The 19208-nt window shown below is 68.0% G+C and carries 10 protein-coding genes; 5 read left to right on the top strand and 5 right to left on the bottom strand.

The features are described from left to right. Positions 1 to 166: 166 nt before the first annotated feature. From AC5Y3Z_RS15925 to AC5Y3Z_RS15915, 3 genes are all read left to right on the top strand, one after another. Positions 167 to 9388: a fatty acid synthase subunit beta domain-containing protein gene (locus AC5Y3Z_RS15925; protein WP_463826467.1), complete on the top strand. Its 9222-nt coding sequence runs from the start codon at positions 167 to 169 to the stop codon at positions 9386 to 9388. A 19-nt stretch (positions 9389 to 9407) separates the two neighbouring features. Further along, positions 9408 to 9800, top strand: a complete 393-nt coding sequence (gene acpS, locus AC5Y3Z_RS15920) for a holo-ACP synthase AcpS (RefSeq protein ID WP_463826466.1) — start codon at positions 9408 to 9410, stop codon at positions 9798 to 9800. 598 nt (positions 9801 to 10398) lie between these two features. Beyond that, a complete protein-coding gene (locus tag AC5Y3Z_RS15915; RefSeq protein WP_463826465.1) occupies positions 10399 to 11838 on the top strand; it encodes a PE family protein in 1440 nt (479 codons plus the stop codon). A 51-nt stretch (positions 11839 to 11889) separates the two neighbouring features. Here AC5Y3Z_RS15915 and AC5Y3Z_RS15910 read toward each other — a convergent pair whose 3' ends face one another. From AC5Y3Z_RS15910 to macS, 3 genes are read right to left on the bottom strand one after another with little or no spacing between them, the layout of a single operon-like run. Further along, on the bottom strand, positions 11890 to 13752 hold the full coding sequence (locus AC5Y3Z_RS15910) for a DUF2339 domain-containing protein (protein WP_463826464.1): 1863 nt from the start codon (positions 13750 to 13752) through the stop codon (positions 11890 to 11892). Between the two features lie 60 nt (positions 13753 to 13812). Continuing rightward, on the bottom strand, positions 13813 to 14469 hold the full coding sequence (locus tag AC5Y3Z_RS15905) for a response regulator (RefSeq protein ID WP_463826463.1): 657 nt from the start codon (positions 14467 to 14469) through the stop codon (positions 13813 to 13815). Further along, complete coding sequence (gene macS / locus AC5Y3Z_RS15900) at positions 14462 to 15604, bottom strand: MacS family sensor histidine kinase (RefSeq protein ID WP_463826462.1); 1143 nt, start codon at positions 15602 to 15604, stop codon at positions 14462 to 14464. Before macS ends, AC5Y3Z_RS15905 begins: the two co-directional genes overlap by 8 nt. A 120-nt stretch (positions 15605 to 15724) precedes the next feature. Between macS and AC5Y3Z_RS15895 the strand changes: the two genes are divergently transcribed. Continuing rightward, positions 15725 to 17068: a dipeptidase gene (locus AC5Y3Z_RS15895; RefSeq protein ID WP_463826461.1), complete on the top strand. Its 1344-nt coding sequence runs from the start codon at positions 15725 to 15727 to the stop codon at positions 17066 to 17068. A gap of 59 nt (positions 17069 to 17127) precedes the next feature. Here the strand turns inward: AC5Y3Z_RS15895 and AC5Y3Z_RS15890 are convergent, their stop codons facing one another. Continuing rightward, the gene (locus AC5Y3Z_RS15890; RefSeq protein WP_463826460.1) at positions 17128 to 18366 is read right to left on the bottom strand and encodes an HNH endonuclease signature motif containing protein; all 1239 of its coding nucleotides are present in this window, start codon (positions 18364 to 18366) and stop codon (positions 17128 to 17130) included. Positions 18367 to 18426: 60 nt separating this feature from the next. After that, positions 18427 to 18900 (bottom strand): thioredoxin-dependent thiol peroxidase, encoded by a 474-nt coding sequence (gene bcp, locus AC5Y3Z_RS15885; protein ID WP_463826459.1) that lies wholly within the window; start codon positions 18898 to 18900, stop codon positions 18427 to 18429. Between the two features lie 80 nt (positions 18901 to 18980). Between bcp and AC5Y3Z_RS15880 the strand changes: the two genes are divergently transcribed. Next, positions 18981 to 19208 (top strand): DUF3618 domain-containing protein, encoded by a 228-nt coding sequence (locus AC5Y3Z_RS15880; protein ID WP_463826458.1) that lies wholly within the window; start codon positions 18981 to 18983, stop codon positions 19206 to 19208.

Genomic DNA, 19208 nt, shown 5'->3' with positions numbered 1-19208 from the left:
GCCGATCGTTCGAGGTTCTGAGGCCGCCGCAGCAGCCCCGGACCGCACCGGTCACACCGACGATCGGCTGGCGATTCGGTGCGGAATCGCCCGGAAGTCGATGCGGCCCCGGGAAACCGGGCGATCGAACCGAGATGCGACACAGAGGTTTTGAGGGAGATACAAGGTGACGATCCACGAGAGGCACGACTGGGTGTCCGCCGACCGTGACGGCAGCGGTCCGCACAACGCACATGCTCTGGTCGATCGCCTGACCACCGGCGAGCCGTACGCCGTTGCGTTCGGCGGCCAAGGCAGTGCGTGGCTGGAGACGCTGGAAGAACTGGTGTCCGGGGCGGGCATCGAATCCGAATTGGCGACGTTGGTCGGCGAGGTCGAGCTGCTACTCGAGCCGGTGGCAAAAGAGCTGGTCGTGGTGCGTCCGATCGGTTTCGAGCCGCTGCGGTGGGTGCGCGCGCTGGCCGCCGAAGATGCCATCCCCTCCGAGAAGCACCTGACGTCGGCGGCGGTCTCGGTGCCCGGGGTGCTGCTGACCCAGGTGGCGGCCATCCGCGCGCTCGCCCGGCAAGGCATGGACCTGGTCGAAACCCCGCCGGTCGCCGTTGCCGGACATTCCCAAGGTGTGCTCGCCGTCGAGGCGCTCAAGGCCGGCGGCGCGCGCGATGTCGAGCTGTTCGCCATCGCTCAACTGGTGGGTGCCGCCGGCACGCTGGTCGCCCGGCGGCGGGGGATCTCGGTGCTCGGCGACCGCCCGCCCATGGTGTCGGTCACCAACGCCGACCCGGAGCGGATCGGACGCCTGCTCGACGACTTCGCCCAGGACGTGCGTACCGTGCTGCCGCCGGTGTTGTCCATCCGCAACGGCCGCCGCTCGGTCGTCATCACCGGTACCCCGGAACAGTTGTCCCGCTTTGAGCTGTACTGCCACCAGATCTCGGAGAAGGAAGAAGCCGAGCGCAAGAACAAGCTGCGCGGCGGCGACGTCTTCGCGCCGGTGTTCGACGCCGTCAAGGTCGAGGTCGGCTTCCACACCCCGCGGCTGGCCGACGGCATCGAGATTGTCGGGCGCTGGGCCGAGAAGGTGGGGCTGGATGTCGCGCTGGCCCGGCAACTGGCCGAAGCGATCCTGGTCCGCAAGGTCGACTGGGTCGAGGAGATCACCAAGGTCCACGACGCCGGTGCGCGCTGGATCCTCGACCTGGGTCCCGGGGACATCCTGACCCGGTTGACCGCGCCGGTCATCCGCGGTCTGGGCATCGGCATCGTGCCCGCGGCAACGCGCGGTGGTCAGCGCAACCTGTTCACCGTCGGGGCCACCCCCGAGGTGGCCCGGGCCTGGTCGAGCTACGCGCCGACGGTGGTCCGACTGCCCGACGGCAGGGTGAAGTTGTCGACGAAGTTCACCCGGCTGACCGGCCGGTCGCCGATTCTGCTGGCCGGCATGACCCCGACCACCGTCGACGCGAAGATCGTCGCCGCCGCGGCCAACGCCGGGCACTGGGCCGAGCTGGCCGGGGGCGGACAGGTCACCGAGGAGATCTTCGCCGACCGTGTCGAGCAGCTGTCCGGGCTGCTCGAACCCGGCCGCACCTACCAGTTCAACGCGCTGTTCCTGGACCCCTATTTGTGGAAGCTGCAGCTGGGCGGCAAGCGGCTGGTCCAGAAGGCTCGCCAGTCTGGCGCGGCGATCGACGGCGTGGTGGTCAGCGCCGGCATCCCGGAACTCGAGGACGCCGTCGACCTGATCGCAGAACTCAACGACATCGGCATCAGCCACGTGGTGTTCAAGCCCGGCACTATCGAGCAGATCCGTTCGGTCATCCGCATCGCCACCGAGGTGCCCACCAAGCCAGTGATCATGCACGTCGAGGGCGGCCGCGCCGGTGGTCACCACTCCTGGGAGGACCTCGACGACCTGCTGCTGGCCACCTACTCGGAGTTGCGCTCGCGCTCCAACATCACCGTCTGCGTCGGCGGTGGCATCGGCACCCCGGAACGGGCTGCGGAGTACCTGTCCGGACGTTGGGCGGAGGCTTACGGTTTCCCGTCGATGCCGATCGACGGCATCCTGGTCGGCACCGCGGCGATGGCCACGCTGGAGGCCACCACCTCGCCCTCGGTCAAGCAGATGCTGGTCGAGACCCAGGGCACCGACCAGTGGATCAGCGCCGGAAAAGCCCAGGGCGGCATGGCTTCCAGCCGCAGCCAGCTGGGCGCAGACATCCACGAGATCGATAACAGCGCCTCCCGGTGCGGGCAGCTGCTCGACGAGGTGGCCGGTGACGCAGACGCGGTCGCCGAGCGGCGCGACGAGATCATCGCCGCGATGGCCGGCACCGCCAAGCCGTACTTCGGCGACGTCGGAGAGATGACCTACCTGCAGTGGCTGCGCCGCTATGTCGAACTGGCCATCGGAGAAGGCAATTCGACCGCCGACACCGCCGCACCCGGCAGTCCCTGGCTGGCCGACACGTGGCGGGACCGGTTCGAAGAGATGCTCAAGCGCACCGAATCCCGACTGCACCCGCAGGATGTCGGTCAGATCGAGACCCTCTACGCCGACCGCGAGTTGTTGGAAAGCCCGGACCGGGCTCTCGCGGCCCTGGTCGAGCGTTACCCGGACGCCGAGACAGTGCAGCTGCATCCCGCCGACGTGCCGTTCTTCGTCACGTTGTGCAAGAAGCCGGGTAAGCCGGTCAATTTCGTGCCGGTCATCGACAAGGACGTGCGCCGCTGGTGGCGCAGCGACTCGCTGTGGCAGGCGCACGACGCCCGCTACGACGCCGACCAGGTGTGCATCATCCCCGGGCCGGCGGCGGTGTCCGGCATCACCCGGATGGACGAGCCGGTCGGTGAATTGCTCGACCGCTTCGAGCAGGCCGCCATCGACGAGGTACTCGCCACCGGGGCCCAGCCGACGGATGTGACGGCGCGCCGCCTCGGTCGCGCCGATCTGCGCGGACCGCTGGCCCTCGTGCTCGACGCACCCGACGTGCGGTGGGCCGGGCGCACCACCACCAACCCGGTGCACCGGATCGCACCGCCGGCCGACTGGCAGGTGCGCGAAAACCGCACCGCCACACACACATCCACCGGGTCGCGGCTGGCGGTCGGCTCCGACGACAACGGCGTCGTGCTCAGTGTGCCGGTGTCGGGAACCTGGATCGATATTCCATTCGAGTTGCCCGCCAACACAATCGACGGTGGCATACCCGTGGTGTCCACCGAGAACGCCAGTGCGGCCATGCGTTGTGTGCTGGCCATCGCTGCCGGTGTCGACGGCCCCGAATCGCTGCCCGCAGTGGAAAACGGCGCCGCCACCGTCACCGTCGGCTGGGATCCCGAACGGGTCGCTGACCACACCGGCGTCACCGCCACCTTCGGCGAGCCGCTGGCACCCAGCCTGACCACCGTGCCCGACGCGCTCGTCGGGCACTGCTGGCCCGCCGTCTTCGCCGCGATCGGCGCGGCCACCACCGACGATGGCGTGCCCGTGGTCGAAGGCCTGCTCAGCCTGGTGCACCTCGACCACGCGACCCGGCTGGCTCAGCAGTTGCCGACGGTACCGACCGAATTGACCGTCGTCGCAACGGCTTCGGCGGCCACCGACACCGATATGGGCCGCGTAGTGCCCGTCTCGGTCCGGGTCTCCGACAATGACGGCGCGCTCATCGCCACCCTCGACGAGCGGTTCGCGATCCTGGGGCGCACCGGGTCCGCCGAACTCGCCGACCCGGCCCGCGCCGGTGGCGCGGTCTCGGAGAACGCCACCGACACCCCGCGCCGGCGCCGTCGCGACGTCACCATCGGCGCGCCCGTCGACATGCGCCCGTTCGCCGTGGTGTCCGGCGACCACAACCCCATCCACACCGACAAGGCCGCCGCGCTCCTGGCGGGGTTGGGCTCGCCGATCGTGCACGGCATGTGGCTGTCTGCGGCGGCGCAGCACGCGGTGACCGCCACCGACGGCCAGGCGCGCCCGCCGGCGCGACTGATCGGCTGGACCGCGCGGTTCCTGGGCATGGTGCTGCCCGGCGACGAAGTGGACTTCCGGGTGGAGCGGGTCGGAATCGACCAGGGCGCAGAGGTTCTCGAGGTCACCGCGAAAGTCGGCGCGGAGCTGGTCATGTCTGCCAGCGCCCGGCTGGCCTCGCCCAGGACGGTCTACGCCTTCCCCGGCCAGGGCATCCAGCACAAGGGCATGGGCATGGACGTGCGGGCCCGCTCCAAAGCGGCCCGCAAGGTGTGGGACGAGGCGGACAAGTTCACCCGCGACACGTTGGGCTTCTCGGTGCTGCACGTGGTGCGCGACAACCCGACCAGCATCATCGCCAGCGGGGTGCACTACCACCACCCGGACGGGGTGCTGTTCCTGACGCAGTTCACCCAGGTGGCGATGGCGACGGTGGCGGCCGCGCAGGTTGCCGAGATGCGCGAGCAGGGCGCGTTCGTCGACGAGGCCATCACCTGCGGCCACTCGGTCGGCGAATACACCGCGCTGGCCTGCGTCAGCGGTGTCTTCGAACTGGAAGCATTGCTGGAAGCCGTGTTCCATCGCGGGTCGAAGATGCACGACATCGTGCCGCGTGACGAGCTGGGCCGCTCCAACTACCGCCTGGCCGCGATCCGGCCCTCGCAGATCGACCTGCCGGACGACGAGGTCACCGCGTTCGTCGCCCAGATCGCCGAGCGCACCGGTGAGTTTTTGGAGATCGTCAATTTCAACCTGCGTGGTTCGCAGTACGCCATCGCCGGTACCGTGCGGGGCCTCAAAGAGCTGGAAGCCGAGGTAGAGCGGCGCCGCGAAATCACCGGCGGCAAGCGCTCTTTCATCCTGGTGCCAGGCATCGACGTGCCGTTCCACTCGCGGGTGCTGCGCGTCGGGGTGGACGAATTCCGGCGGTCGCTGGAACGGCTGATGCCGCGCGACAAGGATCCCAAGGTGATCCTGGGCCGCTACATCCCCAACCTGGTGCCGCGGCCGTTCACGCTGGATCGCGACTTCATTCAGGAGATCCGCGACCTGGTTCCCGCCGAACCGCTCGACGAAATCCTCGCCGACTACGACACCTGGCGCAACGAGCGGCCCCGCGACCTGGCCCGTAAGGTCCTGATCGAGCTGCTGGCCTGGCAGTTCGCCAGCCCGGTGCGCTGGATCGAGACTCAGGACCTGTTGTTCATCGAGGAGGCCGCCGGCGGCCTGGGCGTGGAGCGCTTCGTCGAGATCGGCGTGAAGACAGCGCCGACCGTCGCGGGTCTGGCCACCAACACCCTCAAGTTGCCCGAATACGCGCACAGCACAGTGGAAGTGCTCAATGCCGAGCGGGATGCCTCGGTGCTGTTCGCTACTGACACCGACCCGGAGCCGGAAGACGAACCGGTGGCCGATGAGCCCGGGACCGACGCGCCGGCGTCGGAAGCCGTTGCCGCCGCGCCGGTTCCCGCCGCGGCACCGTCCGGAGGCCCGCGTCCCGAGGACATCGGTTTCGACGCCGCCGACGCCACCGTGGCGCTGATCGCGATCTCGGCCAAGATGCGCATCGACCAGATCGAGCCGCTGGACTCCATCGAGTCGATCACCGACGGCGCGTCGTCGCGGCGCAACCAGCTGCTGGTGGACCTGGGTTCTGAGCTGAACCTGGGTGCCATCGACGGCGCCGCCGAGGCCGACCTGGCCGGGCTGCGCGCGCAGGTCACCAAGCTGGCCCGCACCTACAAACCCTATGGCCCAGTGCTTTCCGATGCGATCAACGACCAGTTGCGTACCGTGCTGGGCCCCTCGGGCAAGCGCCCCGGCGCCATCGCCGAACGGGTCACCAAGACCTGGGAGTTGGGCGAGGGTTGGGCCAAGCACGTGACCGTCGAGGTGGCGCTGGGTACCCGCGAGGGCACCAGTGTCCGTGGCGGCGCCATGGGCCATCTGCACGAGGGTGCGCTGGCCGACGCGGCGTCGGTCGACAAGGTCATCGACGCGGCAGTGGCTGCGGTCGCCGCCCGCCGGGGCGTGTCGGTGTCGCTGCCCTCGGCTGGCGGTGGCGGTGGCGCGACCGTCGACGCGGCCGCACTGAGCGAGTTCACCGACCAGATCACCGGTCGGGACGGGGTGCTGGCTTCAGCTGCCCGGTTGGTGCTGGGGCAGTTGGGTCTTGACGACCCGGTCGCCGTGTCGCCGACAACCACCGACGCCGAACTCATCGACCTGGTCACCACCGAATTGGGTGCGGACTGGCCACGTTTGGTGGCGCCGGCGTTCGACGGGAAGAAGGCCGTCGTCTTCGACGACCGCTGGGCCAGCGCCCGCGAGGACCTGGTCAAGCTGTGGCTGACCGACGAAGGTGACATCGACGCCGACTGGGTTCGGCTCTCGGAGCGTTTCGAAGGTGCCGGTCACGTGGTGGCGACCCAGGCCACCTGGTGGCAGGGCAAGTCGCTGGCCGCGGGCCGTCAGGTCCACGCCTCGCTGTACGGCAGGATCGCCGCCGGTGCCGAGAACCCGGACCCCGGTCCCTGCAGCAGCGAAATCGCCGTGGTGACAGGTGCTTCCAAGGGATCGATCGCCGCGTCGGTGGCCGCGCGACTGCTTGACGGCGGCGCGACGGTGATCGCGACCACCTCGAAGCTCAACGACGAACGGCTGGCGTTCTACCGCACCCTCTACCGTGATCACGCACGCTACGGCGCGACGCTGTGGGTGGTGCCGGCCAATATGGCGTCCTACTCCGACATCGACGCGCTGGTCGAATGGGTCGGCACCGAGCAGATCGAAAGCCTTGGGCCGCAATCGATTCACCTCAAGGACGCGCAGACTCCCACGCTGCTGTTCCCGTTCGCAGCGCCGCGGGTGGTCGGTGACCTCTCCGAGGTCGGGGCCCGCGCCGAGATGGAGATGAAGGTGCTGCTGTGGGCGGCGCAACGACTCATCAGCGGGCTGTCGAAGATCGGTGCCGAGCGCGACATCGCCTCCCGGTTGCACGTGGTGCTGCCCGGTTCACCCAACCGCGGAATGTTCGGCGGTGACGGCGCTTACGGTGAAGCCAAGTCGGCGCTGGACGCCGTGGTGAGCCGCTGGCACGCCGAAACCTCGTGGGCCGAACGGGTCAGCCTGGCGCACGCGCTGATCGGCTGGACCCGGGGTACCGGGTTGATGGGGCACAACGACGCGATCGTCACCGCCGTCGAGCAGGCCGGTGTCACCACCTATTCGACCGACGAGATGGCGGCGATGCTGCTCGGCCTGTGCGACGTGGAATCCAAAGTCGCCGCGTCGAGTTCGCCGATCAAGGCCGACTTCACCGGCGGGCTGGCCGACGTCGAGCTGGACATGGCGGAGCTGGCCGCCAAGGCGCGCGAGGAGATGACCTCGGAGTCCGCCCCTGCCGACGACGCGCCGGCCGAGGGGACCATCGCCGCGCTGCCGTCGCCGCCCCGCGGGTACCGCCCGGCACCGCCGCCGGACTGGGACGACCTCGCCGTCGACCCGGCCGACCTGGTGGTGATCGTCGGCGGCGCCGAACTCGGGCCGTACGGATCGTCGCGCACCCGCTTCGAGATGGAGGTCGAAAACGAGCTGTCGGCGGCCGGTGTGTTGGAGCTGGCCTGGACCACCGGGTTGATCCGCTGGGAAGAGGACCCCCAACCTGGTTGGTACGACACGCAATCCGGCGATCTGGTGGACGAATCCGAACTGGTCGAGCGCTACCACGACACCGTGGTGGAGCGCTGCGGTATCCGCGAGTTCGTCGACGACGGTGCGATCGACCCCGACCACGCGTCGCCGCTGCTGGTGTCGGTCTTCCTGGACAAGGACTTCACCTTCGTGGTGTCCTCCGAAGCCGAGGCCCGAGCGTTCGCCGAGTTCGATCCCGAGCACACGGTGATCCGGCCGGCGCCCGACTCCGGCGACTGGCAGGTCACCCGCAAAGCCGGCACGGAGGTCCGGGTACCCCGCAAGACTAAGTTGTCGCGAGTGGTCGGGGCGCAGATCCCGACCGGCTTCGACCCGACGGTGTGGGGCATCAGCCCGGACATGGCCAACTCGATCGACCGGGTGGCGCTGTGGAACATCGTCACCACCGTGGACGCGTTCCTGTCCGCCGGGTTCTCCCCGGCCGAGGTGATGCGCTACGTGCACCCGAGCCTGGTGGCCAGCACTCAGGGCACCGGCATGGGCGGCATGACGTCGATGCAGACCATGTACCACGGCAACCTGCTCGGCCGTAACAAGCCGAACGACATCCTGCAGGAAGTACTGCCGAATGTCGTTGCCGCACACGTCATTCAGTCCTATGTCGGCAGCTACGGCTCGATGATCCACCCGGTCGCCGCGTGCGCGACGGCCGCGGTGTCGGTCGAGGAGGGCGTCGACAAGATCCGGCTGGGCAAAGCCGAGCTGGTGGTCGCAGGCGGGCTGGACGACCTCACGCTGGAGGCCATCATCGGCTTCGGTGACATGGCCGCCACCGCCGACACCGCGATGATGCGGGGCCGCGGCATCGACGACGCGAAGTTCTCCCGGCCCAACGACCGGCGTCGGCTGGGCTTCGTCGAGGCGCAGGGGGGCGGCACCATCCTGCTGGCCCGCGGCGACCTGGCGCTGCGGATGGGGTTGCCGGTGCTGGCGGTGGTCGCCTACGCGCAGTCCTTCGGCGACGGGGTGCACACGTCGATCCCGGCTCCCGGGCTGGGCGCCTTGGGCGCCGGCCGCGGCGGCAGAGACTCCGCCCTGGCACGGGCGCTGGCGAAACTGGGCGTCACTGCCGACGACATCGCGGTGATCTCCAAGCACGACACGTCGACGTTGGCCAACGATCCGAACGAGACCGAGTTGCATGAGCGGCTCGCCGACTCGCTGGGTCGCTCCGAAGGTGCGCCGCTGTTCGTGGTGTCGCAGAAGAGCCTGACCGGTCACGCCAAGGGCGGCGCGGCGGTGTTCCAGATGATGGGGATGTGCCAGATGCTGCGCGACGGCGTGATTCCGCCGAACCGCAGTTTGGACTGCGTCGACGACGAGTTGGCCGGTTCGGCGCACTTCGTCTGGTTGCGCGACGCACTGCGCTTGGGTGACAAGTTCCCGCTCAAGGCCGGGCTGCTCACCAGCCTCGGGTTCGGCCACGTGTCGGGTCTGGTCGCGCTGGTCCACCCGCAGGCGTTCATCGCGGCGCTGGAACCCGGGCAGCGGGCGGACTACCAGCGCCGCGCCGAGTCCCGGCTGTTGGCCGGCCAACGGCGGCTGGCATCAGCCATTGCCGGCGGCGAGCCGATGTATCAGCGGCCGCCGGACCGCCGTTTCGACCACGACGGACCGGAGAAGCCGCAGGAGGCGGCGATGCTGCTGAATACCGCATCCCGGTTGGGCGCGGACGGGGCGTACCAGGTCGTCGCGGATTGATCCGATAGCCTCACCACCCATGGGCATCGTCGGAATCGGGATTGACCTTGTCTCCATTCCTGATTTCGCCGAGCAGGTCGACCAGCCGGGCACGGTGTTCGCCGAGACCTTCACCCCGGGTGAGCGTCGCGACGCCTCCGACAAGAGTTCGTCGGCGGCGCGGCACCTGGCCGCCCGATGGGCGGCCAAGGAGGCGGTGATCAAGGCCTGGTCTGGTTCGCGGTTCGCGCAGCGGCCGGTGTTGCCCGAGGACATCCACCGCGACATCGAGGTGGTCACCGACATGTGGGGCCGCCCGCGGGTCCGGCTCAGTGGCGAAATCGCCAAGCACCTGGCCGACGTGACGATCCACGTGTCGTTGACCCACGAGGGGGATACGGCGGCCGCGGTGGCGATCCTCGAGGCGCCCTAGGCCCCGCTTCTGCGCGAGCAGACACAGAATCGCATCACGCGACCCGATTGAATGCGATTCTGTGTCTGCTCGCGGGGGGTGGTGAGCGTTGTGGCCATGCTGCAGCGGACGGTTCGCACGGAGAAGCTATTGCACATGCGTCGGGTTGCGAGTTACCATCCGAACGTACAACCTACTCCGCAGTAAGTTACTCGCTAGTTCGACCAAAGTACCGTGTCGAAGGGTCTGAGATGTGCAACCGTTGCCCGGTGAACCCGGTCGTCGCGGGCGAGACACCGCACTGGCGTGCCGCGTCACCGCCCTGAACAGTTGTCGCTCGGGCCGCGCGCCTGACGAATTCACTGCTGGCGGCAGCACCTAGTTAGTTCGGTCCCCGAACGGCTGAGTTGCATGCGATTTGGTTAATATTGCGCTCTGAATCCGGCGGATTCAGGGCTATTGAAGGTACCCGGATTTCAGCTATTTAGTAGAGCAAAATATGCTGTGAATTTCCTATGATACTTGACCCGATGTAGAAACAAGTGTTTAGTTTCGGGGTTGTACGGATGACCAGGGGTCATACCGGGCCTAGTCAAAGGAGACTGATATGTCGTATGTAGTGGCGATACCCGAACTCGTGCAGGCGTCGGCCAACGACCTTGCGGGTATCCAGTCAGCGCTGACCGAGGCCGCTGCGTCGGCTGCGACTGCGACCACTTCGGTGCTGCCCGCGGGCGCCGACGAGATTTCCGCGGCAATTGCTCAACTATTCGGCTCGCACGGGACAGAGTTCCAGGCAATCAGCAAGCAGCTCAATGCGTTTCATGCAAAATTCGCAGATCTGGTGGGTGCGAGCGCAGCGCAATACACTGCCGCTGAGGCCGCTGCGCAGTCGCTGCTCGGCGGGGTCAGCGCCGCCGCGGGAGCGTCTCCCCTGGAGGCGATTGCAACATTCGCCGGCGAGGTGGCGGCGCCGTACCAGGCGTTGTCGACGAATACCGCAGCGAACTTGCAGAGCCTGACTCGTGCCGTCTCGGCGAACCCTATGCCATTCCTACGGCAATTCATTGCCAATCAGGCCAGCTACCTGCAGACCATTAGTACCGGATTCGCCAGCGCCATACAGAACCTGCCCGCAACGCTGGGGAACCTACCGGTGGTAATTCACAACGCGCTCTCGGGTCTGGCTGATTTCCAGCCCGGTGCGCTGGCCCAAGGGTTCATTAATAACCAGATAGGCTATTTCAACACGATTTCGACGTCGTTGACAGCTGCCGCGCGCGACTTCGGCACCGGCGTGCAGGCCTTCCCGGCCAGTCTGCAGGCGGCTGGTCAGGCGTTGGCGGCGGGCGACTACACCAGCGCGGCGAACACTCTGGCAACAGGGTTCCTGGCGCCGTTCTTCACCGGCTTCAGCAGTGTGGTCCTGCCCACCGGTGTGGTAGTCGTCTCGCCGGTGGGTGCAGTCGGCGATCTCGGACCGATCTTCACCATCCCTGGGCAGATGGCACAGAACTTCACCAACCTGCTGCCGGTCGGTTCGATTCCCGCAGCGATATCGCAGAACGCCACCAACCTCATCACCACCATGACCGATGTCACTCAGTCGATCGACCTGGTAGCACCTACGCTCCCGCTGCATGTGGGCCTGCCGCTTGTGTTGGCGATTGACGCGATAGGTCCAGTGGTCACCACAGGTGCTGCGGCCCAGTCGAGTCTGGTGGCGGTCACGACCGCCCTCCAGGCGGGCAACATTCCGGGAGCGGCGGCGTCGCTGCTCGGCGCGCCGGCGGTGATTGCCAACGGGTTCTTGAACGGGCAATCGATGCTGACGCTCAATGTTCCGGTGGACATTGGTTTGGGAGTGCCGCTCAACACCTCGACCGGTCTGCCGTTGGGTGGACTGCTCACGCCGTTACAGGGCGGTCAATTGACACTCATAGAGGGCATCGATCCCTCGCCGCTCGGCGGCGCGCAGTTCGGCGGCATCATTCCGGGGCTGCTGAGCTACCTGCCACAGCAGCTGGCGCAAGCCATCGGGGCGGGGCCGCTCGCGTAACCGGTTGGCGCCCCGCCGAATTGCACTCTGTTCGGCGGGGCCCCGTGCGTTTCAGGTGCGTTGGTCTACGCCGGCCAGGCTGCGGGCATAGCCGGCGCCCATACCCAGCAACACCAGACCCACGATGATGAACGCCGCCACCCGAAAGATGCCGTCCAACGTGGCGAGGTCGAACAGGAACAACTTGGCGGTGGCTGCCGCGGTCAGCGCCAACCCTGCCGTGATCGCCTCGCTACGGTGGTCATGTCCAGACCGCAGGGCATACACGAAAAGCGCTGCCGCCATGCCGATCCAGCAGATGGTGGCCGCCATGTGCCCGGCCAGGAATCCGCCTCCGGTGCCACCGATCAGAACACCCGCAGTCACGGTGAACGCGGTCACGGCGTAGCCCACCGCTGCCGCCGCGATCGCGAGTAGTAGGCCCGCGCAGTCGGAGTTGAGGAAGACCCGGGTCAGCACGGATGCCAGAGCAACCACCAGCAGGCTGGCTGCCAGGGTGGACACCGCAACCGACGGCGGCGTCGTGCTGGCCCGCACCAAGGCCGTCAGCGGTGCGTAATGGTAGAACCACCCCGCCCCAATGGTGCCGAATCCTGTTGCAGCCCAGCGTGCTACGTCATTCCGACGACCGGCGATCGCAACCACGATAGCCAGTGCGAGCAGTAGCGGGCCCGCGACGTAGCCGTCGAACGCAACGGTGACGGCCACCAGTGCCGCGATCGCCGACCAGGCCGACCAGATCTGGCTGACGATGCGGGGGTGGTCGCCCAGCAATGTGACGGTGAGCATCGCGGCCGCCACCGCGGCGGAAAGAACCGCTGCCAGAACGTGATTCACTCCGACTGCGCTGGCCAGCACCGGCAAGGTACCGGCGGCGGTCAACAGTGCCAGTGCGGTCGCGTTGGTGGTGCTGGGCAGCAGCACCACGCCGCCGACGATGGCGAGTGTCGCCGCCACTCCGCATGCTCCGCCGACCAACCAGGCGTTGTCGTGGTCGTTGACCGCGACCAGTGCGAGGAGTAACGGCAGCGTCGTCGCCGCGGTGCGGGCGGTGTGCATCCAGATCCAGTCCTTGCCCAACTGCACCGGCAACGCGGCCGCCGACAGCGCCAACATGAAGCTGACCAGGAGCAGGTCGATACCGCGGGTGAGGACGGGAGCCAGGCCGATCAGTGGGATCAGCACCAGCAGCGCGAGATGCTCGGAACCCCACCGTCGCGACACAGCCAGACCCGCGCCACCCACGACGGCGGCCAGTACCAGTCCCAGCGACGCGGGGACCCACTTGTAGATGGTGACGACCGCGATCACATCCAGGTATTCCGCGGCAATACCGGTGGCGGCCAGGGCGATCGCACCGATCCGGCCGCCCGGGCGGCTACGCAATCGGGCAGCGACGCCGACGAGCGCGAGCGCCAGTGCGCTGCCGCCGGCCACCCGGATCTCCGGTCGTAACAGTCCGGCCTGCGCGGCCAGCACGAGCAGCAGCACCACGCCGATCAGCGTGACAGCTACACCGGCGACGGCCAGAACCTTGCCGATCCAACCGGATTGGGCCGTGTCCGGGCTGGCCGGGGCGACGGGCCGCGGGGGAGTGGGCGGGGCGGACGGCACGGGTTTGGGTTGACGCGGTGGGCGCGGTGGGCGGGGTGCGACTGTCGCCGGCCGCCAGGATTGGTAGTAGTGCTGCCAGTATGTGCCGGCTTGGTGCGGCGGGGCGACGGGAGCCGGCGCGACGGGCGGCGGGACGTATCGCGGTGCCGGCGGGACGGCGGTTTCCGGCGGCGTGGACGCGGGGGCGGAGATCAGCCGATCCAGCTGACTGAGCTCACCGGAAACTCGCGACATCTGCCGGGCGAGAGAGTCGAATTCTTGCGACAGCCGACTGATCACAGCCTGATGCGGTTGGGTCATGGTGACCCACCCTGCCGGGGATACCCCGGTGGTCGGATGAGTAGGACTACCCGAATCCGGTCATTGATCGAGCCCGTGCTCGATGGCGTAGCGCGTCAGCTCCACCCGGTTGGCCACCTGCAGTTTGCGGAAGGTGGCCTGCACGTGGTTTTCCACCGTCCGGTGGCTCAATGATAGTTTTTCGGCAATCTGCTTGGCGGACATGCCCTTTGCGACGAAGCGCAGTACCTCGGTCTCCCGCTCGGTCAGGCTGGGTCCCGCCGGCTCGGATTGCGGGCGCTGCGCGATGCGCCGGTATTCACCCAGCACCAGTCCGGCCAGACTCGGGGTGAACACCGCCCGTCCGGCCACGGTGGCTCGCACGGCATCGGCCAGTTCGGCCTTGGAGGCACTCTTGACCAGGTAGCCCGTCGCCCCCGCCTTGACCGCTTCCAGCACGTCGTCGCGTTCGTCGGAGGCCGAGAGCACCAGTACCCGGCTGTCGGGTGACACTTCAAGGACTTCCATCGTCGCCTGCACACCGTCGCCGTCGGACAGGCGCATGTCCATCACCACCACGTCCGGTTTGACCACCGCCGCCCGGCGGCGCGCCGACGCCACGCCCTCAGCGGTAGCAACCACGTTGAACCCGTCGTCTGCGAGATCCCGGGCGACCGCGTCGCGCCAGATCGGGTGATCGTCGACCACCATCACCGTAGGTGCCGCATCCTCAGCCATGCCGTCCCTCTCCCCGTGGCACTCTCAGTTCCCATTCGGTACCGTCACCCGGCCCGGTGGTCAGCTCGGCGCTGCCGCCCAACGCTTCCAACCGCCCGATGATCGACTTCACGATCCCGACGTGTCCCTGACTGACCGCTTCCTCCAGCCGTCCAGGTGCGATGCCCACTCCGTCGTCGCGAATGCTGACCGCGACCTCGTCGCCGAGGTCCTCCAGCAGCACGAAGGTGCGAGCCTCCGGACCGGCGTGCAGCCGTACGTTGTCCAGCGCGTTGCCGACCGCGGCATCCAGTTCGCCGGCCACGGCACTGTCCAGGGTCACCGGGGTTCCCGGCAGGCTCATCGACACGTGGTCGCACTCCCGGCAGCGCAGCAGCGCACGCAAATCGACCGTCGCCTCCGACTCGCGCTGCATGTCGGTGGAGGTGACCCACTTGCGCAGCGCGCGTTCCTGTTCGCCGGCAAGTCTGGCGAGTTCGGCTGTGGCACCGCCAATTTCGTGCCCCCGCTTGGCGACCAGCGCGAGTACCTGGACGACGCCGTCGTGGACCTGGCGGGACAGCCGCTCGCGTTCTTCCACCGCAGCGGACAGACGGGCCGCCCGCTGCAATTCTTCATGGGCGCGGCGCGCGGTCCGAGCCGCCAGACCTATGGCCAGCCCGACAGCCAGCTCGACGATGATAGTGGCGTTGCGTCCAAAGTTGACGTTGAGGTAGCCCTTGACGAATTCGCTGGTCGCCGCCACAGCCAGGCCGGTCAGCATGCCGCCGGCCGGTCCGAACTGCAGCGCCGCCGAGATAGTGGCGTTGCTGGCCCACAAGGTCGTGGGCCAGGTCTGATTGTTGTGCGCCCACTGGCCGGACGCAACGACCTCGGTCGACAGCATCAGCATCACGACCACCACGAGTTCGGCGATCACCCAGGCCGGGCGACGGCCGAACCCGCGCAGGTAGGCGACCGAACATGCCACGCTCCACCCGATCAGCACCGCGAACAGCGTCCAACCCAGCGCCGGATGGCGCAGATCCGCGCTGACCGCGATGTGGAAACCCAGCGCGTACAGGCAGCTCAACAGCCGGAACAGTTGCGCGGCCCGCCACAGTGGGGTGGTGGGATCGGGCCCGTCGGTGCTCACCCGGCAAGCCTAGAGCGGGCCGAGGGGTCAGTCGGTCCTGCCGTGCCCTCGCCCGCCGATGATCACTGGTCACACGACTCACCTCACGTCAGTGACACGGGCATGGCTAGCCTCGGAACCATGACTGATCTGGTGGAGCGGGTGCGCGCGGTGCTGCCTTCGGTGCGGCGCGACCTCGAGGATCTGGTACGCATCGATTCGGTGTGGGCCGACCCGGCCCGGCGCGACCAGGTGCACCGCAGCGCACAGGCGGTATCAGACCTGTTGTCGCAGGCTGGTTTTGGCGATGTGCGGATTGTCAGCGAAGGCGGTGCCCCCGCCGTGATCGCGCATCATCCCGCTCCGCCCGGGGCGCCTACGGTGCTGTTGTACGCCCACCATGATGTGCAACCCGAGGGCGACCGCGGGCAGTGGCACTCGCCGCCGTTCGAGCCGACCGAGCGGGACGGACGCCTCTATGGACGCGGCACCGCCGACGACAAAGCAGGCATCGCAACACATTTGGCCGCATTCCGGGCACATGGCGGTCAACCGCCGGTGGGCGTGACGGTGTTCGTGGAAGGTGAGGAGGAGTCGGGGTCGCCGTCGCTGGGGCAATTGCTGGCCGCCCACCGCGACGAGCTGGCCGCCGACGTGATTGTGATCGCCGACTCGGACAACTGGAGTACCGAGGTGCCGGCGCTGACGGTGTCGTTGCGGGGGATGGCGGACTGCGTGGTGGAGGTCGCCACCCTCGACCACGGCCTGCACTCCGGGTTGTGGGGCGGCGTGATTCCCGACGCGCTGAGCGTGCTGGTGCGCCTGTTGGCCAGCCTGCACGACGACGACGGCAATGTGGCCGTCGAGGGTCTGCACCAGACCGACATCACCGGCTTGAACTACCCCGACTATCCGCCGGAGCGGGCCCGCACCGACTCGGGCCTGCTGGACGGGGTGAGCGAGATCGGGTCCGGGTCGGTGCCGCAGCGATTGTGGGCCAAGCCCGCGATCACCGTAATCGGTATCGACACCACATCCATTGCTGCAGCGTCGAATACGCTGATTCCGCGGGCGAAAGCCAAGATCAGCATCCGGGTGGCGCCCGGCGGTGATGCGAGCGCGCACCTGGACTCGGTCGAAGCCCACCTCAAGCGGCACGCTCCGTGGGGCGCGCACGTCAGCGTGACTCGCGGCGAACTCGGCCAGCCCTACGCGATCGAGGCCAGCGGACCGGTGTACGACGCGGCGCGGGCGGCGTTCCGCCAGGCGTGGGGTACCGATCCCATCGACATGGGCATGGGTGGGTCGATCCCGTTCATCGCCGAGTTCGCCGAGGCGTTCCCACAAGCCAAGATTCTGGTCACCGGGGTGGAGGATCCGGGCACCCAGGCGCACAGCGTCAACGAGAGCCTGCACCTGGGCGTGCTGGAGCGGGCGGCGATCGCGGAAGCGTTACTGCTGGCGAACTTAGCTCCGGACCGCTAAACGCGAGACGCGGGAATTTCCGCGCAGCTGTGTGCAGGCGAGTTCCGTTGATCGCCAACCTAATTCGGTGGCGCTTCGGGTTGGAAGGGTGTGTACCACCACCAGTCGGCGCGTTCGCCGAGGGGTCCTTGGCAGGGTGGGACATCCGGTGGTGGTGTGGTGGGGGGTCGGGCCAGTGATCCGGGTGGGAGGGGGTGTCCGTCGTCGTCGGTGACGATGAGGTTCTCGGCGGTGCCGGTGATGGTGATCCCGCCCTGGTGATGTAGGCGGTGGTGGTAGGGGCAGACCAGGGCCAGGTTGGTCAGTTCGGTGGGGCCGCCGTCTTCCCAGTGCCGCAGGTGGTGGGCGTGCAGGCCGCGGGTGGCTCCGCAGCCGGGCACCACACAGCAGCGGTCGCGGTGTTCCAGGGCGCGGCGTAGCCGGCGGTTGATCTGGCGGGTCTGCCGGCCGGTGCCGATGAGCTGCCCGTCGCGTTGGAACCAGGCCTCGAAGGTGGCATCGCAGGTCAGGTACTGGCGGTCGGCGTCGGTGAGCAGCGGACCCAGATGCAGCGCCGCGGCGCGCTTGTCGACGTCGAGGTGCACCGCCACGGTGGTGCGCTGCCCGTGCGGGCGGCGGGCGACCTCGGTGTCCCAGCCGGCCTCGACCAGGCTCATGAACCCATCCACAGTGGTGGGCAGGGGCGGCGCGCTGGGCGCGTCGTCCTCGCCGTGGTCGCGTTTCCACGTCGCGACCAGGGCATCGAGATGAGCCTGCAACGCGGTGTCGAACACCGCGGCCTCGATGTGCGGCAACGTGATCCGCCACGTGGTCGTGTGTTCATCGCAGGTCTTGGTGATCCGCCGCCGCGGCTCGGGGGCGGGCCCGGGATCAGCTCGGGGTTCGAGCTTGACCGCGGTACGCAACTGGGTGACCGTGGCCACCGCCGCCAACTCCACATAATGCTCATCAGAGCCGTCCGCGGCGTGCTGGGCGATCACCCCCACCTGATCCAGCGACAACCGGCCCTCGCGCATGCCGGCCGCACACCGCGGGAACTGCTCCAGTCGCCCGGCGATCGCCGCCACCGTCTGGGCGTTGGCCGGCGACACCCCGGTCTTCCAGGCCACCATCGACGCCAGCGACCGACACCCGGTCATCCCCCACAACTGCTTACGGTCCACCTCAGCAGCGATCTCCACGATGCGCCCATCGATGGCATTACGCTGACCCGTCAGCTCCGCCAACTCCTCAAACAACACCTCCAAGCGCTCCTTGGGCATCAACCCGACAGGCTCAGCAACAGCGGCGGCAGACACAACACCATCACAGCACCGGGGTACGACAACTCCCGGCCGCCGGGGAAGGCTCGATCGGGCCTAAACCGACAAGTCCCGCCGCAGCTTCGCCACGTGCCCGGTGGCCTTCACGTTGTACTGCGCGATCTCGATCTTGCCCTTGTCGTCGACGACGAAAGTGGACCGGATGACGCCGGTGACCGTCTTGCCGTACATCTTCTTCTCGCCGAACGCGCCGTAGGCCGCCAGCACCTTGCGGTCCGGGTCCGACAGCAGCGGGAAGGTCAGCTTCTCCGCGTCGCGGAACTTGGCCAGCTTCTCCGGCTTGTCGGGGGAGATGCCGACGACGTCCAGACCGCTCTCGTTCAACTCGGCCAGGCTGTCCCGGAAGTCGCACGCCTGCTTGGTGCAGCCGGGCGTGGAAGCCGCCGGGTAGAAGTACACGACGACGCGGCGGCCCTTGTAGTCCGACAGCGACACCGTGTTGCCGTCAGCGTCGGGCAGGCTGAAAGCGGGCGCTGGGTCGCCGGGTGCCAGTCGTGTGGTCTCGGTCAAAGTGCATCCCTTTCTCGTCGCCGAAGCGTCGGCACTAGGGTAGTTGGTCAGTGCATCAGCTTGATTTGGAGGACAGACACGTGGCGGACCGCGATCCCGACACCATCAAGAAGGAGATCGATGTCGCCCGCGAGCAGTTGGCTGCCACGGTCGACTCGCTTGCTGAGCGGGCCAACCCGCGCCGCCTGGCCGACGACGTCAAAGCCAAGGTGTTCGAGTTCCTCAACAAGCCCATCGTGACGGTGTCACTGACCGGGGCCGGCGTCGTCGCCGTCATCGTGGTGATCCACAGGATCAGGAACCGCTGA

The sequence above is a fragment of the Mycobacterium sp. NGS61 genome, assembly GCF_059812325.1.
Note: the sequence above shows the minus strand (reverse complement) of the source record. Positions and strands in the feature narration are given on the sequence as shown.